Here is a 14,558-nt window from a genome sequence, read left to right as displayed (position 1 = left end):
TGGACGTCCACCCCAGGCGGCCGCCGCAGGAGCCGCCCGGGATGGACGTCCACCCCAGCAGGTGGAGCTCCACCGCCAGTCCGACCGCCGCCGCGGCCGCCGCGGCCGCCACGACCGCCGTCCCCGCCACCACCGCGCCCTGTCCCTTGCGCGGTCTGTCGTCCTCAACCATCGGCGCCCCCGGCGATTTCGGTTCTCCGGCGCCCCCGGCACCGCCCCAGGCCGATCAAGCCGGTCACGAGGGCTGGAGCACAGCCGCCCGGACGGGTCCGGGTCAGCACGGTTGTTCCCCGCCCCGGCCGCCCAAGTGGCAGCCGCCCGGAGCCCGTCTTAGCGTGGCCGCATGATCGAGCTGGAGGGGCTGACCAAGCGGTACGGCGAAAAGACGGCGGTCGACGGCCTCACCTTCTCCGTCAGGCCCGGCATCGTGACCGGATTCCTCGGGCCCAACGGTGCCGGGAAGTCCACCACCATGCGGATGATCCTCGGACTCGACCGGCCCACCGCAGGCGATGTCCGGATCGACGGCAGGCACTACGACCAGCTGCGGGACCCGCTGACGTACATCGGGGCGCTGCTGGACGCGAAGGACGTGCACGGGGGGCGCACCGCCTACAACCATCTGCTGTGCCTCGCGCAGAGCAACGGGATCCCGGACCGGCGGGTGGCCGAGGTGCTGGACGCCGTCGGGCTGACCGCCGTGGCGAAGAAGAAGGCCAAGGGGTTCTCGTACGGCATGGGCCAGCGGCTCGGCATCGCCGCCGCGCTCCTCGGCGACCCGCGGATCCTGATGTTCGACGAACCGGTCAACGGCCTCGATCCCGAGGGCATCCACTGGATCCGGAACCTGATGAAATCTCTGGCCGCGCAGGGCCGGACCGTGTTCGTGTCGAGCCATCTGATGAGCGAGATGGCGCTGACCGCCGATCACCTGGTGGTCATCGGGCAGGGGCGGCTGCTGGCCGACACCTCCATGGCCGGCTTCATCCGGGAGCATGCGCGCGGTTATGTACGGATCCGTTCTCCGCAGCGCGAGCGGCTGACGGACGTGCTGCACGAGGCCGGGATCACCGTGGTCGAGGCGGGCAGCGGCGCGCTGGAGGTGGAGGGCGGCAAGGCCGAGCGGATCGGGGAGCTGGCCGCGCGGCACGGGATCGTGCTGCACGAGCTGAGCCCGCAGCAGGCCTCGCTGGAGGAGGCGTTCATGCAGCTGACGGCTCAGTCGGTGGAGTACCACGCGCACACCGGGCCGGCTCCCGTCCAGCAGGGCTGGGGCGCCGGCTGGAAGGGGGCCTGAACCATGGCGGCCGTGCAGGTCATCCGGTCCGAGTGGACCAAGATCCGGTCTGTTGCGTCCACGGTGTGGACGCTGTCGCTGGCCGTGGTGGTCACCCTCGCCCTCGGCATGCTCATCTCCGCACTGTCGAGGAGTCAGTACGACTCCCTGTCCGTGCGGGAGCGGATCTCCTTCGACCCCACCGTCGTCAGCTTCGCGGGCATGACGCTCGGCCAGCTCGCCATGATCGTGTTCGGGGTGCTCGTCGTGTCGAACGAGTACAGCACCGGCATGATCCGCGTCTCGCTGGCCGCGGTGCCCCAGCGCGGCACCTTCCTGTTCAGCAAGATCGCCGTGGCCACCGCGCTCGCGCTGGCCGTCGGCATGGTCACCGGCTTCGCCGCGTTCTTCCTCGGCCAGGCGATGCTCGGCCCCCTCGGCACCCGGATCGGTGAGCCCGGGGTGCTGCGCGCGGTCATCGGCGGCGGGCTGTACATGGCCCTCATCGCGATGTTCTCCATGGGCGTCGCCACGATGCTGCGTTCGCCGATGCTGTCGCTCGGCATCCTGATGCCGTTCTTCTTCCTGATCTCCAACATCCTCGGCAACGTGGACGCCACGAAGAAGATCGGCCGATTCCTGCCCGACCAGGCCGGCAGCCGGATCATGCAGGTGGTGCCGCGGATCGGCGACGACACGCCCTACGGCCCCTGGGGCGGGCTCGGGATCATGGCGCTGTGGGTGGTCGCCGCGGTCGCCGGCGGATACCTTCTGCTCAAGCGCCGGGACGCACAGTGAGACGCGGCCGTGACTTCGCATTGCCCGGGCTTTACTTTCTTTTGGGCGGAACCGTCAGCGCCCGGATATCCTCCTAACCCTTACGGGGGGCGTGTGCCCCGCTGTCCTGAACCTTTCGATGGGTGCGGAGCATGATCGAGGCTGTAGGCCTGACGAAGCGCTACGGCGACAAGACCGCCGTGTACAACCTTTCCTTCCAGGTACGACCGGGGTCCGTGACCGGCTTCCTCGGGCCGAACGGCTCGGGCAAGTCGACGACCATGCGGATGATCCTCGGGCTGGACAACCCCACGTCCGGCACGGTGACCATCGGCGGCTACCCGTACCGCAAGCTGCCCAACGCTCCCCGTCAGGTCGGCGCGCTGCTCGACGCCAAGGCCGTGCACGGCGGCCGGGCCGCCCGCAACCACCTGCTGAGCCTGGCCCAGCTGTCGGGCATCCCGGCCCGGCGGGTGGACGAGGTGCTCGGCGTCGTCGGCCTCCAGGAAGTGGCGAAAAAGCGCTCCAAGGGCTTCTCGCTCGGCATGGGCCAGCGCCTCGGCATCGCCGCCGCGCTGCTCGGCGACCCCCAGGTGCTGCTCTTCGACGAGCCGGTCAACGGCCTCGACCCCGAGGGCATCCTCTGGGTCCGCAACCTGATGAAGGCCCTCGCGGCCGAGGGCCGTACGGTCTTCGTCTCCTCGCACCTGATGAGCGAGATGGCGCTGACCGCCGACCACCTCATCGTGATCGGGCGCGGCCAGCTGCTCGCCGACATGAGCGTGACGGACTTCATCTCGGCCAACTCCGCCGACTTCGCGCGCGTGCGCACCCCCGACACCGAGCCCCAGCTGCGCGAGAAGCTGACCTCCGCACTGACCGAGGCGGGCGGCCATGTGCTGCCCGAGCAGGACGGCGCGCTGCGCGTGACCGGGCTGCCGCTGCCCCGCATCAGCGATCTCGCCCACGAGGCGGACGTACGGCTGTGGGAGCTGTCGCCACACCAGGCCTCGCTGGAGGAGGCGTACATGCGGATGACGCAGGGCGCCGTCGACTACCGCTCGACCATCGACCAGAAGGCGGGCCTCCAGCAGCCCCTGCCGCCGGGCGCCCAGCCGCCCATGCCGGTCCCCGGCCAGGGCCAGCCGGGCTGGTACGCCCCGCCGCCGCCCCAGCCGGGCGGCCGGCCGTTCACGATGCCGGCGCCGGCCTCGGGGCCGTACGGCGGTGCTCCCGGCGCCGCGTACGGCGCTCCCGGCGCGGGGGCGCCCAACCCGTACGCCGCACCCGCCCCGCAGGCCCCCCAGGCACCCCAGACGCCGCCCCAGGCGCCCCCGGCGCCCCAGGAGCAGGCTGCGGCGGCCGCTCCCGCAGCCCCGGCGGCCCAGCCGTCCCAGCCCGCTCCCCCGGCCCCCGCCGCCGGCACGACCCAGCCCGAGGACGCCCGATGAGCACCCATCAGCCCCCGATGCCGCAGGCACCCGCAGCCGCTCCCGCAGCCCCGGCGCCCGGCGGGCCGTACGCCGGCTACAGCTCACCGATCCCGGTCGTGCGCACCCACCTCGGACACGCGCTGACCTCCGAGTGGACGAAGATCAAGTCGGTGCGTTCGACGATCTGGACGCTCGGCGTCTTCACCGTGCTCGTGGTCGGCATCGGCCTGCTGGCCGGCGTGGCGGTCCGCAACAGCTCCGACGAGGGGTCCAACGGCAGCCCGCTGTCCCTCGGCTTCTTCGGCCTGCTGATCGGCATGATGTGCATCATCACGCTCGGCGTGCTGACCACGGCGTCCGAGTACGGCACGGGCATGATCCGTACGACGATGACCGCGTGCCCCAGCCGGGCCCGGGTGCTGGCCGCCAAGTCGATCGTCTTCTTCGGCCTCGCCTTCGCAGTGACGCTGGTCACCTCGTCGTTCGTGGCGATCGCGCAGACGGCGATGCTCGACGGCCACGGCGCGGGCTCCCCGTCCGCCCAGGAGTGGCTGAAGGCCACGCTCGGCATCAGCCTCTACATCGCTCTGCTCGGGCTGCTCTCGCTGCTCGTCGGCTCGATCATCCGGCACTCGGCGGGCGCCATCACGATCATGATCGGCGCGGTGCTCGCCCCGCTGGTGATCGCGCTCTTCATGAACGGCTCGTCGCTGGAGTCGGTGCAGAAGGCGCTGTTCCAGTACTCGATCCCGAGCCAGATGGGCGTCTTCTACGACAACACCCTGAGCCAGTCCGGCCCGACGGGCTGGGACCCGCTGTGGATCATTCTGGGCGTGACGGCGGCCGCGTATGCCGGCGCCTACGCGCTGCTGCAGAGCCGGGACGTGTAACTCAGAACCTCGGCGCGTTGCGGGACCGCTGCACCCGGGTGGTGCGGCGGTCCTTCGCGTTCCAGCAGGCCTTGTGCCAGTGGCGGCGGTCGTCGACGCCCGCGTGCTCCGGCCAGGCCACCACGTGCGGGACGCCGGCGGGGATCAGCTGGTCGCACCCGGGGCAGCGGTAGGTCTTGCCCTCGGTGCTCGCCCCCGCGACATGGCGCACGCTCCACTCCTCGCCCTGCCAGCTCTCGGTGGACTGCCAGCCGCCGTACCGGCCGGTCCGGTCGCCCTCGGGGCCCTGCCCGGAGGATCCGGCTGCGTTCGGTCGGTTGCGGCGCGGGGACACGGGACACCTCTCGGGGCTATACAGGAAGCACGGGCCGTATCCAGCGTACGCGGCACGCGCAGGGGTACCCGGAGCGCACCAACCCGCACAAGTCCCCCCTCGGGGCGGCCCATTCTGCAGACAATCCGCAAATCTCCCCGCCAGGCCGTGTCCTCGGCACGTGTCAGACGGTTATGCGGGTGGGGGAGCTCCGGGTCAGGAGCCAAGGAAGCAGGAAAAGCGATGCGCGTAGGAAGTTTTGTGCTGGCGGCCCAGTTCCCGGGACAGGGCCCCGGGGAAGCCCTGTACCGGGCGGTCCGCTCGGCGGAGGTCGCCGAGGAGGCCGGGCTGGACACGGTGTGGCTGGCCGAGCACCACTTCGTGCCGTACGGCACATGTCCGTCCGCGGTCACCCTGGCCGCCTTACTGCTCGGCCGTACCCGGCGCATCCGGGTCGGCACGGCGGTCAGCGTACTGCCCACCGCGCACCCGGTCGCCCTCGGCGAGCAGGCCGCGCTGCTGCATCTGACGAGCGGCGGGCGGTTCACGCTGGGCGTCGGGCGCGGCGGGCCATGGGTGGACCTGGAGGTGTTCGGCGCCGGCATCGGCGCGTACGAGCACGGGTTCCCGGAATCACTCGATCTGCTGGTGCGCTGGCTGCGCGAACCGTCCGTCTCGGCCGCGGGTGAACGGTTCTCCTTCCGCGAGGTGCCCGTCGTGCCCCGCCCCTCGGAAGCGCTGACGGAGACCCCGGGGCCGGAGGTCGTCGTCGCCTGCACCTCCCCGGCGAGCGTGCGGCTGGCCGCGGAGCGCGGACTGCCGATGCTGCTCGGCATGCACGTCGGGGACGAGGAAAAGGCCGAGATGGTCGCCCTGTGGCGGCAGTTCGCACGGGCCGCGGGCCGGCCGCCCGAGGAGATCGCCGGCGCGGCCCATGTCTCCGCCGGGGTCTGCCAGATCGCGGACCGGCGCACCGACGCGGCGGAGACCCTGCTGAAGGCGATGCCGGGCTGGCTCAAACAGGGCCTGGAGGCCCATGTGACCGTCGACGGCCGGGCCCGCACGATGCGCGACCCGCTCGCCTACACCGAACTGCTCTGCGGGCTGCACCCGGTGGGCACCCCACGGCTGTGCGCCGACCGGCTCGCGGCCACGTCGGAGCGCACCGGCATCTCCCGCTTCGCCCTGCTCGTCGAGGGCTCGGGCGACCTGGCGGCGACGGAGGAGAACCTGCGGCGCCTGGGTGCCGAGGTGCTGCCGCAGCTGCGCTGACGGGCCGCCGACTCCCCTGTTCGCATGGGGGCTTGCCGCCCCAGTACTGATTGCACCTCCCGCGGGGTGGAGCGGCAAGCAAGCGGCTCGCTGCCCGGGCGGCATGCGTGCCGCGCGTCAGCAGTCCCGAAGCTCCGGCGACTGGTTCAGCAACTGGTTGCGCGCCGAGGTGAAGCGGGCCAGCGTCTCGTCCACCGAGGCGTCCTGGGGGAACACCGCCACCCGGTGGCAGTTCTGGAAGGCCAGCCGCACACCGAAGTGCCGCTGCAGCGCGCCGCGGATGGCGTCACTCGCGAGCGCTCGCAGCAGCTGACCGCGTGCCTGCTCGTCCGGCGGGGGCGTCTGGTTGTCGGCGAAGGGTCCGCCGTCCACCTTCAGCTGGGCCACCAGAGAGCTGATCATCTCCCACGCATAGGGCAGGGAGGTCCGGACGCAGTCGACGAATGCTGCTTCGTCGACCTCGCCTCGCTCGGCCTGTTCGAGTAGGGCCGGTGAGACGTCGAGCGACATGGGTTCTCCTCTCGCACCCCCGATGAACAGGGGTTGCCGGACAGATGGCGGAGTTCGCGATACCGAACACGCTCTGTACACACATCACGACCTCCCGTTCCCTACGGTAGGCAACCGTCGGTGACCGCACCAGCAGAATGCGTATATGGAACGGTCCCTTTAGGCGCACAATCGGCCAGGGATGAACAAGAGTTTCCAGGGATAAATGGGATGGCTCCACGGACGCCCGAGGCCGGCGGGGACGGACGGGACGAGGGCGAATCGCGTCCACCCGTGGGTGTCGAGTAGCGTTGCCGACCATGCGTCTCGTCATTGCCCGCTGCTCGGTCGACTACGCCGGCCGGCTCACCGCCCACCTGCCCTCGGCGCCCCGACTGATCCTGGTCAAGGCGGACGGCAGCGTCTCCATCCACGCGGACGACCGGGCCTACAAGCCCCTCAACTGGATGTCGCCGCCCTGCACGTTGAAGGAGGGCACGGGCGACGACGAGGGCGTGTGGACCGTCGTCAACAAGGCGGGCGAGAAACTGATCATCACGATGGAGGAGATCCTCCATGACTCCTCGCACGAACTCGGCGTGGATCCCGGTCTGATCAAGGACGGCGTGGAAGCACACCTCCAGGAACTGCTCGCCGACCGGATCGAGACACTCGGCGACGGCTACACCCTGATCCGCCGCGAGTACATGACGGCGATCGGCCCGGTGGACATCCTCTGCCGGGACGCGGAGGGCGGGACCGTCGCCATCGAGATCAAGCGGCGCGGCGAGATCGACGGTGTGGAGCAGCTGACCCGCTATCTCGAACTGCTCAACCGCGACCCGCACCTCGCCCCGGTCCGCGGCATCTTCGCCGCCCAGGAGATCAAGCCCCAGGCCCGGGTCCTCGCCACGGACCGCGGCATCAACTGCCAGATCCTGGACTACGACGCCCTTCGCGGCATCGAGGACGACAAACTTCGGCTGTTCTGAGCAGTGTGCCGGCACGAGCGTGAGGGCGGGTCCGGAAGCGGACCCGCCCTCCTGCCGTACGCGGACGGCCTCAGATCACCGACCCCGGGCTGCCGCTCCCCGAAGCGCTCCCCGAGGCGCTCGACGAACCGCTCGACGCCGGGCCGCCGGCCGTGTCGGTGGTCGACGGGGTGGTGTCCGAGGGCGTCGGCGTGGTGCTCGGGGTGCCCGACGGGCTCGACTTGGTCGGGGACGGGCTGCCCGACGGGGTCGACTTGCTCGGGGACGGGGATCCGCCCGGCTTCGTCGTCTGCGACCTCGACGGCGTGGGACTCGTGCTCCCGCTGCCCGAACCCTTCGTGTCACTCGGACGGGACGACGGCGTGCCGGCGGGCGGCGTCGGATCGTCCGACGTGCCGTAGGTGCCGTCGGGGCCGGGGTTCGTGGGTGTGGCGGTGGCCGTGCCGGTGCTCGGGCGGGTGCCGGTGCCCGCGCCGTCGTCCTGATTGGGGTCAGCGCCCAGGATGCCGTCGTCCGCGCCCGGGCTCGCGGCCGGCACGTCGACCGTGCCGGCCGGGTTCTTGCCCGCGTTCTGGTCGGAGGTCATGCCGAGCGTGACGACCGTGCCGAGGACCGCGGCCAGCAGGGCCCCGGAGCCGGCCGCGACCATGTTGCGGCGGGCCATCCGGCGGATGCCGCCCAGGGGCTTGGCGGCCGGGGGCCGATGGGTGACCAGGGTGTCGTCGGCGGGGCCGTACAGCGGCGGATAGGGCACGGGCACGCCGCCGGGAGGCAGTGCCGACTCCTCGTGGCGGGCGTCCGGCACCTCCTCGCCCACCATCGGTGCGGCCGCATCGCCCGCGAGGTCGGCGACCAGCGCCAGCGCACGGCGCCCGGCGACGGCGCCCCGCTTGTCGGCGAGCGCCCCGCGCAGCCCGCCGGACGCCTCCAGCTCGGCGCGGGCCCGGTCGAGCTGTCCGCCGCACAGCGCGAGGATGCCCAACTCATGGTGGAAGTAGGCTTGTTCGGAGACCTCTCCGGACAGCCGGGAGGCCTCCGCGCCGGAGCGCAGCGCCCGTTCCCAGCCACTCCAGTGCTGGGCTGCGGCGAGGGCGGGCGCGGCCGTGCGCGCGAGCCGTACGGCACAGCTCTCCTCGCCCTCGGCGGAGGGCGCCGTGGCCGTCACCGCCACCGCGAGCGCGGCGAGGACCGCGTCGGCCTCGGCGCACACCCGCTCGGGGGAGACCGAGGGGTGGCCGGCCCACCAGGCGTAGTGCTCGGCCGCGGCGAGCGCCTGGGCGACGGCGTCGGAGCCGTAGCCGGCGGCCTCCAGCTGGGCGTGCACTCCGGCCGCGAGGCGGTAGCGGGAGCCGACCGGGGAGACCAGTCCGCAGCCGGCGAGTTCACCGAGCGCGGCATCCGCGTGGGTGTCGCCGACCAGCGCGGGCAGATGCGCCTGGTGCGGCACCTCGCCGCCGAGGGCGACCGCGAAGCGGAGGGTCGCGCGGGCGCAGGCGCTGAGCCGGGACGCCAGCAGCGGGGCGGGCGCGGCCGCCTCGCCGAGGGAGGGCAGCGGGACGCTTTCCGCCGCGGCCGCGGCCGCGTCCAAGGGTTCCCCGACGGGCGGGCGCACGTCCTCGAAGACGCCGTACTCGTCCACCGCCCCGGTGCTGGCCCGCACCTCGTCGCGTTGCCGGAGCAGGGCGCCGGCCTGCACGAACCGCAGGGGCAGCCCCTCGGACTCGAACCACAGGTCGCCCGCCCAGTTGGCCTCGTCCTCGGTGAGGACACGGCCGATGGTCCGCTCCAGGATCTCCACGCCGGACGCGCGGTCCAGGCCGGTGAGGAAGACCTCCTCGGCGTCGCAGTCGGCGGAGGGCGCGGGGACGTCCGGGGTGGCGCCGAGCAGGAAGGCGCACTCGGGGGTGGCGGCGAGCAGCTCGTCCAGGGCGGCGCCGCCGATCTCCAGGTCGTCCACGACCACGACGGCACCGATCTCGCCGACCAGTTCGAGCAGCTGGTCCCGGTCCGGCCGGTACCGGGGGGCGTCGTAAACGGCGTGGAAGAGGTCGTGGAGGAGGTCGGCGGCCGTGCGGCGGAAGCCGGTGAGCCGGACCACGCCGTCGGGGGCGAGGTCGAAGCAGTCCTCGGCGACGAGGTCGAGGAGCGCGGTGCGGCCGGAGCCGCCGGGGCCGGTGAGCCGCACGGAGCGGCCGCGGGCGAGCAGCCGGACCAGGCGTTCGCGCTCGTCCTGGCGTTCCAGGAGGGAGAGCGCGGGCTGCGCCGGGCCGGGCGGTACGGGCGGCCGGGCGGCGCGCTCGGTCTCGGCGCGCTCGGCGGCGGTGCGCTTGCGGGGGCGGCCCGGCCGTTCGAAGGGCGGGCAGGGCTCTATCTCGCTGCCGTCGACGGGGTTGACGGTCAGCAGGAAGTCGCCGGAGACGAGGCGCGCCGTACGGGCGGGCCCGGGTGTGCTCTGGCCGAAGTCGGAGGTGAGGGATTCCCGGGGCGGGCGTCGGCTCGGAGCCTGGCCGTGGTCCTCGGGTCCCGGAGTGATCGGGTCCATAGGTTCAAGCCCCCCAAAAGCGTCGTGTGCCCTTAGATACCGGCCCCTCCCGGCCTGCTGCACACCGCGCTGTCGCTTCTGGTCCGGGCCCGCTCGAGGGTGATGTGGCAGCGGGCGACCGAACCCTAAACCTTCGCACAGTATCTACGACAGGGCGGGGTGCCGCGCGGTCCGAGACGTCACAGTCCGGTGAGGATTGCCCCCGACGTGCGGTTCGGCGGCTGCGTCCGGGTCTCGTCCGTCGCCCGCTGCACACCCCGGTCGCCCCGTCACACGCGGGGCACCGACTCCGCCCCGATGCCGCCTTCGATGGCGAGGATGCGGTGCAGCCGGGTGGCCACCAGGAGGCGCTGCATCTGCGGCGGGACGTCGCGCAGCACCAGGCGGCGACCGCAGCGGCCGGCCCGCCGGTGGGCTCCCATGATCACCCCGAGTCCGGTGGCGTCCCAGGAGTCCAGTTCGGACAGGTCGAGCACCAGGTCGCCGACTCCGTGGTCGACCGCCGAGTGCAGGGCCGTACGGGCGTCCGCCGCGCTGCGGACGTCGAGGCGGCCCCCGACGACCAGCTCGGCGTGGTCGCCCCTGATGTGCATATGCGCTCCCCGTTGAGTGCGGTGGCGTTCTCCATGACGGTGCTGTGCAACGTCTGACTGCCTGGGTGGCAGTACGGTTGCTGTTTGTAAGCGAACCGATACCGAATTCACCCCCGGGAGTGATACTCCGGGGGCGTTTGCGGTTGTCGACGGATCAGTGCTTGTAGAAGCCCTGCCCGCTCTTGCGTCCGATGTCACCGGCGTCCACCATCCGGCGCATCAGCTCCGGCGGGGCGAACTTCTCGTCCTGCGACTCGGTGTAGATGTTGCTGGTGGCGTGCAGCAGGATGTCCACGCCGGTCAGGTCCGCGGTGGCCAGCGGGCCCATGGCGTGGCCGAAGCCCAGCTTGCAGGCGAGGTCGATGTCCTCGGCCGTGGCGACACCGGACTCGTACAGCTTGGTCGCCTCGACCACCAGGGCCGAGATGAGACGGGTCGTGACGAAGCCGGCCACGTCGCGGTTGACGACGATGCAGGTCTTGCCGACGGACTCGGCGAACTGCCGTGCGGTGGCGAGGGCTTCGTCGCTGGTCTTGTAGCCGCGGACGAGCTCGACGAGCTGCATCATCGGCACCGGCGAGAAGAAGTGCACGCCCACGACCCGCTCGGGGTGCTCGGTGGCCGCCGCGATCTTGGTGATCGGAATGGCGGAGGTGTTGGAGGCGAGCACGGCGTCCTCGCGCACGATCTTGTCGAGCGTGCGGAAGATCTCGTGCTTGACCTCAAGCTTCTCGAAGACGGCCTCGACGACGATGTCGGCGTCGGCGGCGGCGTCCAGGTCGGTGGTCGCGGTGATACGGCCGAGGGCGGCCTCGGCGTCGTGCGCCTCCAGCTTGCCCTTGCTCACGAACTTGTCGTACGAAGCCTTGATGCCGTCGGTGCCCCGCTTGAGTGCCTCGTCGGTGACGTCACGCAGAACGACGTCCCAGCCGGCCTGTGCGGCGACCTGGGCGATACCGGATCCCATGAGACCGGCCCCGATGACGGCGAGCTTCCCTGCCACTCCGACTCCCTGAACGCTGTTGACGTCTGCCTCTTCGGCGGACCATAGCGCTCCGGAGCCGCTGTGTGACCGGTAAGTAACGCGCGTCACGTCTCAATTGACGGACATCACACCGGCAGGGGTCAGGGGGCGCCACGGACGGCGTAGTTGAGGACCTTTTCGCTCAACAGGTCCTCGATGTCATCGAGGAGGACGAGCACCTCTCGTGACACTTCGCGCGGTTCGCGCCCCTTGACCATCTCGCGTGAGATGACCGCCATGACCGTACTGTGCACCCAGCCGATCTGACCAGCCATCAGATGTGGCAGATCGTCGTCGTCCGCCGCGCCGGTCTGCTCGCGCAGGGTCAGCTCCAGGTTGGCCTGCACCTCCTGTGCGATCGCCCACAGCCGGGAGCGCAGCGCGGGGGCCTCCTCGACAACCCGCATGAAGCTCGCATATCCGGCGATCAGGCCGACCCGCGGGGAGACCGACTCCAGCTCCTCGCGCAGCTCGCGCAGGACCGCCCCGATCGCGGACTCACCGTCGCGACGGCCCCGCACCCAGCGGGCGAGCCGGTCGACCATGCCCGCGGAGCGGTCGAAGAAGAGGTCCTCCTTGGCGGGGAAGTAGTTGTAGACGGTGTTGACGGAGACGTTCGCGGCCTCGGCGATCTCCGCGACGGTCACGGCATCGAATCCGCGTTCGATGAACAACCCGGTGGCGACGTCCGAGATGTACTGCCTGGTCTGCCGCTTCTTCCGCTCCCTGAGCCCCTCAGCCATGCCCGCATCCTAACTTTGCTGGGCCCGCTGAAAACTTGGGGTCGTTGCAAAATTTCAGCATCTCTGTTTTTCTGTGGGCATGGCAGCAGTCATCAGCGCGGCCGGACTGGCCCGCACCTTCCAGACGAAATCAGGCCCCGTGGAGGCCGTACGGTGCATCGACCTCACCGTCCGCGAGGGCGAGATCCTCGGCTTCCTCGGCCCCAACGGCGCCGGCAAGACGACCACCCTGCGCATGCTCACCACGCTGCTGAGGCCCACCGGCGGCGCGGCCACCGTCGCCGGGCACGACCTGGCGACCGACCCGGCAGGCGTGCGCCGGGCCTCGGGCTACGTGGCCCAGTCCGGCGGGGTGGACCCGCAGATCACCGTCCGGGAGGAACTGGTCACCCAGGGCCGGATGTACCGCCTGCCGAAGTCCGCGGCATTCCGGCGGGCCGAGGAACTGGCCCGGGACCTGGGCCTGACCGCACTGCTCGACCGGAAGACGGCCGCCCTCTCCGGCGGCCAGCGCCGCCGTCTGGACATCGCGATGGCGCTCACCCACCGCCCGAAGGTGCTGTTCCTGGACGAACCGACGACCGGCCTGGACCCGGGCAGCCGCGCCGACCTGTGGGATCTAGTCCGCCGGCTGCGCGACGAGTACGGCACGACCGTCTTCCTGACCACCCACTACCTGGACGAGGCCGACGCCCTCGCCGACCGGCTGGTGATCGTCGACCACGGCGTGGTCGTGGCCGACGGCACCCCGGGCGCGCTCAAGCTGGAACACGGCGGCTCGATCGACGCCACCCTCCAGGACACCTTCCTCGCCATCACCGGCCGCGGCCCCGCCCCGGCCGACGCCGCCCCCGTCGCCGTATAGGACCCGCCCCATGCTCCTTCACGACATCGCGCTCATCTACGGCCGCTACCTCCGCCAGTCGCTGCGCTCCCGCTTCGCGCTGCTCTTCGGCGTGCTGATGCCGCTTCTGTACCTCCTCTTGTTCGGACCGCTCCTGACCCATCTGCCGCTGGGTGCGCAGGGCAGTTCCTGGCAGGTCCTGGTTCCCGGGCTGTTGCTCCAACTCGGCCTGTTCGGAGCGGTGTTCGCGGGCTTCACGGTCATCATGGAGAACGCCCAGGGGGTGGTGGAGCGGATGCGCGTCACCCCCGTCAGCCGCCTCGCCCTCCTCCTCGGCCGGGTGCTGCGGGACGCCACGGTCTTCGTGTTCCAGGCGGTGCTGCTGGTGCTCGCGGCGGTGGCGATGGGACTGCGCGCGCCCCTGCCGGGCATCCTCATCGGGTTCGTGTTCGTCGCCCTGCTCACCCTCTCGCTCGCCTCGCTGTCGTACGCGACGGCGATGAAGGTCCGCACCCCGCAGGAGTTCGGACCGCTGATCAACGCGGTGTCGATGCCGTCGATGCTGCTGTCCGGCCTGATGCTCCCGATGAGCCTCGCGCCCGCCTGGCTGGACGTCCTCTCGCACTTCGTCCCGTTCCGCTATCTGGTGGACGCGATGCGGGACGCGTACGTGGGCCGGTACGCCGGCGCGCACATGCTGTACGGCTCGCTCGTGGCCGTGGGCTTCGCCGCCCTGGCCGTGACGGTGGGCACACGCGTGTTCCGGACGGCCGGGGCGTAACTACGCTGGCCGTATGGTCAATCTGACGCGCATCTACACCAGGACCGGCGACCAGGGCACCACCGCCCTCGGCGACATGAGCCGGGTCGCCAAGACCGACCTCAGGATCTCCGCGTACGCGGACACCAACGAGGCCAATGCGGTGATCGGCACCGCCATCGCGCTGGGCGGACTGGACGACGAGGTCGTCACGGTCCTCACCCGCGTCCAGAACGACCTGTTCGACGTGGGCGCGGACCTGTCGACGCCGGTGGTGCAGGACCCGCAGTTCCCGCCGCTCAGGGTGGAGCAGTTCTACGTCGACAAGCTGGAGGCGGACTGCGACCGCTTCAACGAGCGGCTGGAGAAGCTGCGCTCCTTCATCCTGCCCGGCGGCACGCCCGGCGCGGCCCTGCTCCACCAGGCCTGCACGGTGGTCCGCCGGGCCGAGCGCTCCACCTGGGCGGCCCTGGAGGTGCACGGCGAGCACATGAACCCGCTCACCGCGACCTACCTGAACCGCCTCTCCGACCTGCTGTTCATCCTGGCCAGGACGGCGAACGGGAGCACGGGCGACGTGCTGTGGGTGCCGGGCGGGGAACGCTGAGCC

At 71.4% G+C, this 14,558-nt stretch carries 15 protein-coding genes; 9 read left to right on the top strand and 6 right to left on the bottom strand.

Annotation, left to right across the window (positions count from 1 at the left end; translation table 11 throughout):
* Positions 1 to 343 precede the first annotated feature (343 nt).
* The 4 genes from ACZ7P3_RS38875 to ACZ7P3_RS38860 all read left to right on the top strand — a co-directional run bounded on the left by ACZ7P3_RS38875 (position 344) and on the right by ACZ7P3_RS38860 (position 4,376).
* Positions 344 to 1,297 (top strand): ABC transporter ATP-binding protein, encoded by a 954-nt coding sequence (locus tag ACZ7P3_RS38875; RefSeq protein WP_472089091.1) that lies wholly within the window; start codon positions 344 to 346, stop codon positions 1,295 to 1,297.
* A gap of 3 nt (positions 1,298 to 1,300) precedes the next feature.
* Entirely contained in the window at positions 1,301 to 2,074 is a 774-nt protein-coding gene (locus ACZ7P3_RS38870) for an ABC transporter permease (RefSeq protein WP_472089090.1), read from the top strand.
* Between the two features lie 131 nt (positions 2,075 to 2,205).
* Entirely contained in the window at positions 2,206 to 3,504 is a 1,299-nt protein-coding gene (locus tag ACZ7P3_RS38865) for an ABC transporter ATP-binding protein (protein WP_472089089.1), read from the top strand.
* The gene (locus ACZ7P3_RS38860; protein ID WP_472089087.1) at positions 3,501 to 4,376 is read left to right on the top strand and encodes an ABC transporter permease; all 876 of its coding nucleotides are present in this window, start codon (positions 3,501 to 3,503) and stop codon (positions 4,374 to 4,376) included. The genes ACZ7P3_RS38865 and ACZ7P3_RS38860 overlap by 4 nt, the downstream gene beginning before the upstream one ends.
* 1 nt (position 4,377) lies before the next feature.
* Here ACZ7P3_RS38860 and ACZ7P3_RS38855 read toward each other — a convergent pair whose 3' ends face one another.
* Entirely contained in the window at positions 4,378 to 4,710 is a 333-nt protein-coding gene (locus ACZ7P3_RS38855; protein WP_472089086.1) for an ATP/GTP-binding protein, read from the bottom strand.
* A gap of 222 nt (positions 4,711 to 4,932) precedes the next feature.
* On the opposite strand from ACZ7P3_RS38855, the gene ACZ7P3_RS38850 reads away from it, so the two are divergent.
* Complete coding sequence (locus ACZ7P3_RS38850) at positions 4,933 to 5,961, top strand: LLM class flavin-dependent oxidoreductase (RefSeq protein WP_472089085.1); 1,029 nt, start codon at positions 4,933 to 4,935, stop codon at positions 5,959 to 5,961.
* Positions 5,962 to 6,078: 117 nt separating this feature from the next.
* On the opposite strand, the gene ACZ7P3_RS38845 is transcribed toward ACZ7P3_RS38850, so the two are convergent.
* A complete protein-coding gene (locus ACZ7P3_RS38845) occupies positions 6,079 to 6,471 on the bottom strand; it encodes an SCO5389 family protein (RefSeq protein ID WP_472089083.1) in 393 nt (130 codons plus the stop codon).
* A gap of 299 nt (positions 6,472 to 6,770) precedes the next feature.
* Between ACZ7P3_RS38845 and nucS the strand changes: the two genes are divergently transcribed.
* The gene (gene nucS, locus ACZ7P3_RS38840; RefSeq protein WP_472089081.1) at positions 6,771 to 7,442 is read left to right on the top strand and encodes an endonuclease NucS; all 672 of its coding nucleotides are present in this window, start codon (positions 6,771 to 6,773) and stop codon (positions 7,440 to 7,442) included.
* A 70-nt stretch (positions 7,443 to 7,512) separates the two neighbouring features.
* On the opposite strand, the gene ACZ7P3_RS38835 is transcribed toward nucS, so the two are convergent.
* The 4 genes from ACZ7P3_RS38835 to ACZ7P3_RS38820 all read right to left on the bottom strand — a co-directional run bounded on the left by ACZ7P3_RS38835 (position 7,513) and on the right by ACZ7P3_RS38820 (position 12,344).
* A complete protein-coding gene (locus ACZ7P3_RS38835; protein WP_472089080.1) occupies positions 7,513 to 9,984 on the bottom strand; it encodes an ATP-binding protein in 2,472 nt (823 codons plus the stop codon).
* 269 nt (positions 9,985 to 10,253) lie between these two features.
* On the bottom strand, positions 10,254 to 10,577 hold the full coding sequence (locus tag ACZ7P3_RS38830) for an STAS domain-containing protein (RefSeq protein WP_472089078.1): 324 nt from the start codon (positions 10,575 to 10,577) through the stop codon (positions 10,254 to 10,256).
* Positions 10,578 to 10,731: 154 nt separating this feature from the next.
* Entirely contained in the window at positions 10,732 to 11,580 is an 849-nt protein-coding gene (locus ACZ7P3_RS38825) for a 3-hydroxyacyl-CoA dehydrogenase family protein (RefSeq protein ID WP_472089077.1), read from the bottom strand.
* Between the two features lie 122 nt (positions 11,581 to 11,702).
* The gene (locus ACZ7P3_RS38820) at positions 11,703 to 12,344 is read right to left on the bottom strand and encodes a TetR/AcrR family transcriptional regulator (RefSeq protein ID WP_472089075.1); all 642 of its coding nucleotides are present in this window, start codon (positions 12,342 to 12,344) and stop codon (positions 11,703 to 11,705) included.
* A gap of 79 nt (positions 12,345 to 12,423) precedes the next feature.
* Between ACZ7P3_RS38820 and ACZ7P3_RS38815 the strand changes: the two genes are divergently transcribed.
* From ACZ7P3_RS38815 to ACZ7P3_RS38805, 3 genes are read left to right on the top strand one after another with little or no spacing between them, the layout of a single operon-like run.
* Positions 12,424 to 13,209 carry an ABC transporter ATP-binding protein gene (locus ACZ7P3_RS38815; protein WP_472089073.1) on the top strand — a complete coding sequence of 262 codons (786 nt, stop codon included), beginning with the start codon at positions 12,424 to 12,426 and terminating at the stop codon, positions 13,207 to 13,209.
* A 10-nt stretch (positions 13,210 to 13,219) separates the two neighbouring features.
* The gene (locus ACZ7P3_RS38810) at positions 13,220 to 13,969 is read left to right on the top strand and encodes an ABC transporter permease (protein ID WP_472089071.1); all 750 of its coding nucleotides are present in this window, start codon (positions 13,220 to 13,222) and stop codon (positions 13,967 to 13,969) included.
* A gap of 13 nt (positions 13,970 to 13,982) precedes the next feature.
* The gene (locus tag ACZ7P3_RS38805; RefSeq protein WP_472089070.1) at positions 13,983 to 14,555 is read left to right on the top strand and encodes a cob(I)yrinic acid a,c-diamide adenosyltransferase; all 573 of its coding nucleotides are present in this window, start codon (positions 13,983 to 13,985) and stop codon (positions 14,553 to 14,555) included.
* Positions 14,556 to 14,558: the final 3 nt, after the last annotated feature.

This window comes from Streptomyces sp. NPDC107581, assembly GCF_055657175.1.
This window is presented reverse-complemented; position numbering and strand designations above follow the sequence as displayed.

Coding starts and splice junctions, on each gene's coding strand:
- ACZ7P3_RS38875 (WP_472089091.1), top strand. CDS start 344: ATGATCGAGCTGGAGGGGCTGACCAAGCGGTACGGCGAAAAGACGGCG.
- ACZ7P3_RS38870 (WP_472089090.1), top strand. CDS start 1,301: ATGGCGGCCGTGCAGGTCATCCGGTCCGAGTGGACCAAGATCCGGTCT.
- ACZ7P3_RS38865 (WP_472089089.1), top strand. CDS start 2,206: ATGATCGAGGCTGTAGGCCTGACGAAGCGCTACGGCGACAAGACCGCC.
- ACZ7P3_RS38860 (WP_472089087.1), top strand. CDS start 3,501: ATGAGCACCCATCAGCCCCCGATGCCGCAGGCACCCGCAGCCGCTCCC.
- ACZ7P3_RS38850 (WP_472089085.1), top strand. CDS start 4,933: ATGCGCGTAGGAAGTTTTGTGCTGGCGGCCCAGTTCCCGGGACAGGGC.
- ACZ7P3_RS38845 (WP_472089083.1), bottom strand. CDS start 6,471: ATGTCGCTCGACGTCTCACCGGCCCTACTCGAACAGGCCGAGCGAGGC.
- nucS (WP_472089081.1), top strand. CDS start 6,771: ATGCGTCTCGTCATTGCCCGCTGCTCGGTCGACTACGCCGGCCGGCTC.
- ACZ7P3_RS38835 (WP_472089080.1), bottom strand. CDS start 9,984: ATGGACCCGATCACTCCGGGACCCGAGGACCACGGCCAGGCTCCGAGC.
- ACZ7P3_RS38830 (WP_472089078.1), bottom strand. CDS start 10,577: ATGCACATCAGGGGCGACCACGCCGAGCTGGTCGTCGGGGGCCGCCTC.
- ACZ7P3_RS38820 (WP_472089075.1), bottom strand. CDS start 12,344: ATGGCTGAGGGGCTCAGGGAGCGGAAGAAGCGGCAGACCAGGCAGTAC.
- ACZ7P3_RS38815 (WP_472089073.1), top strand. CDS start 12,424: ATGGCAGCAGTCATCAGCGCGGCCGGACTGGCCCGCACCTTCCAGACG.
- ACZ7P3_RS38810 (WP_472089071.1), top strand. CDS start 13,220: ATGCTCCTTCACGACATCGCGCTCATCTACGGCCGCTACCTCCGCCAG.
- ACZ7P3_RS38805 (WP_472089070.1), top strand. CDS start 13,983: ATGGTCAATCTGACGCGCATCTACACCAGGACCGGCGACCAGGGCACC.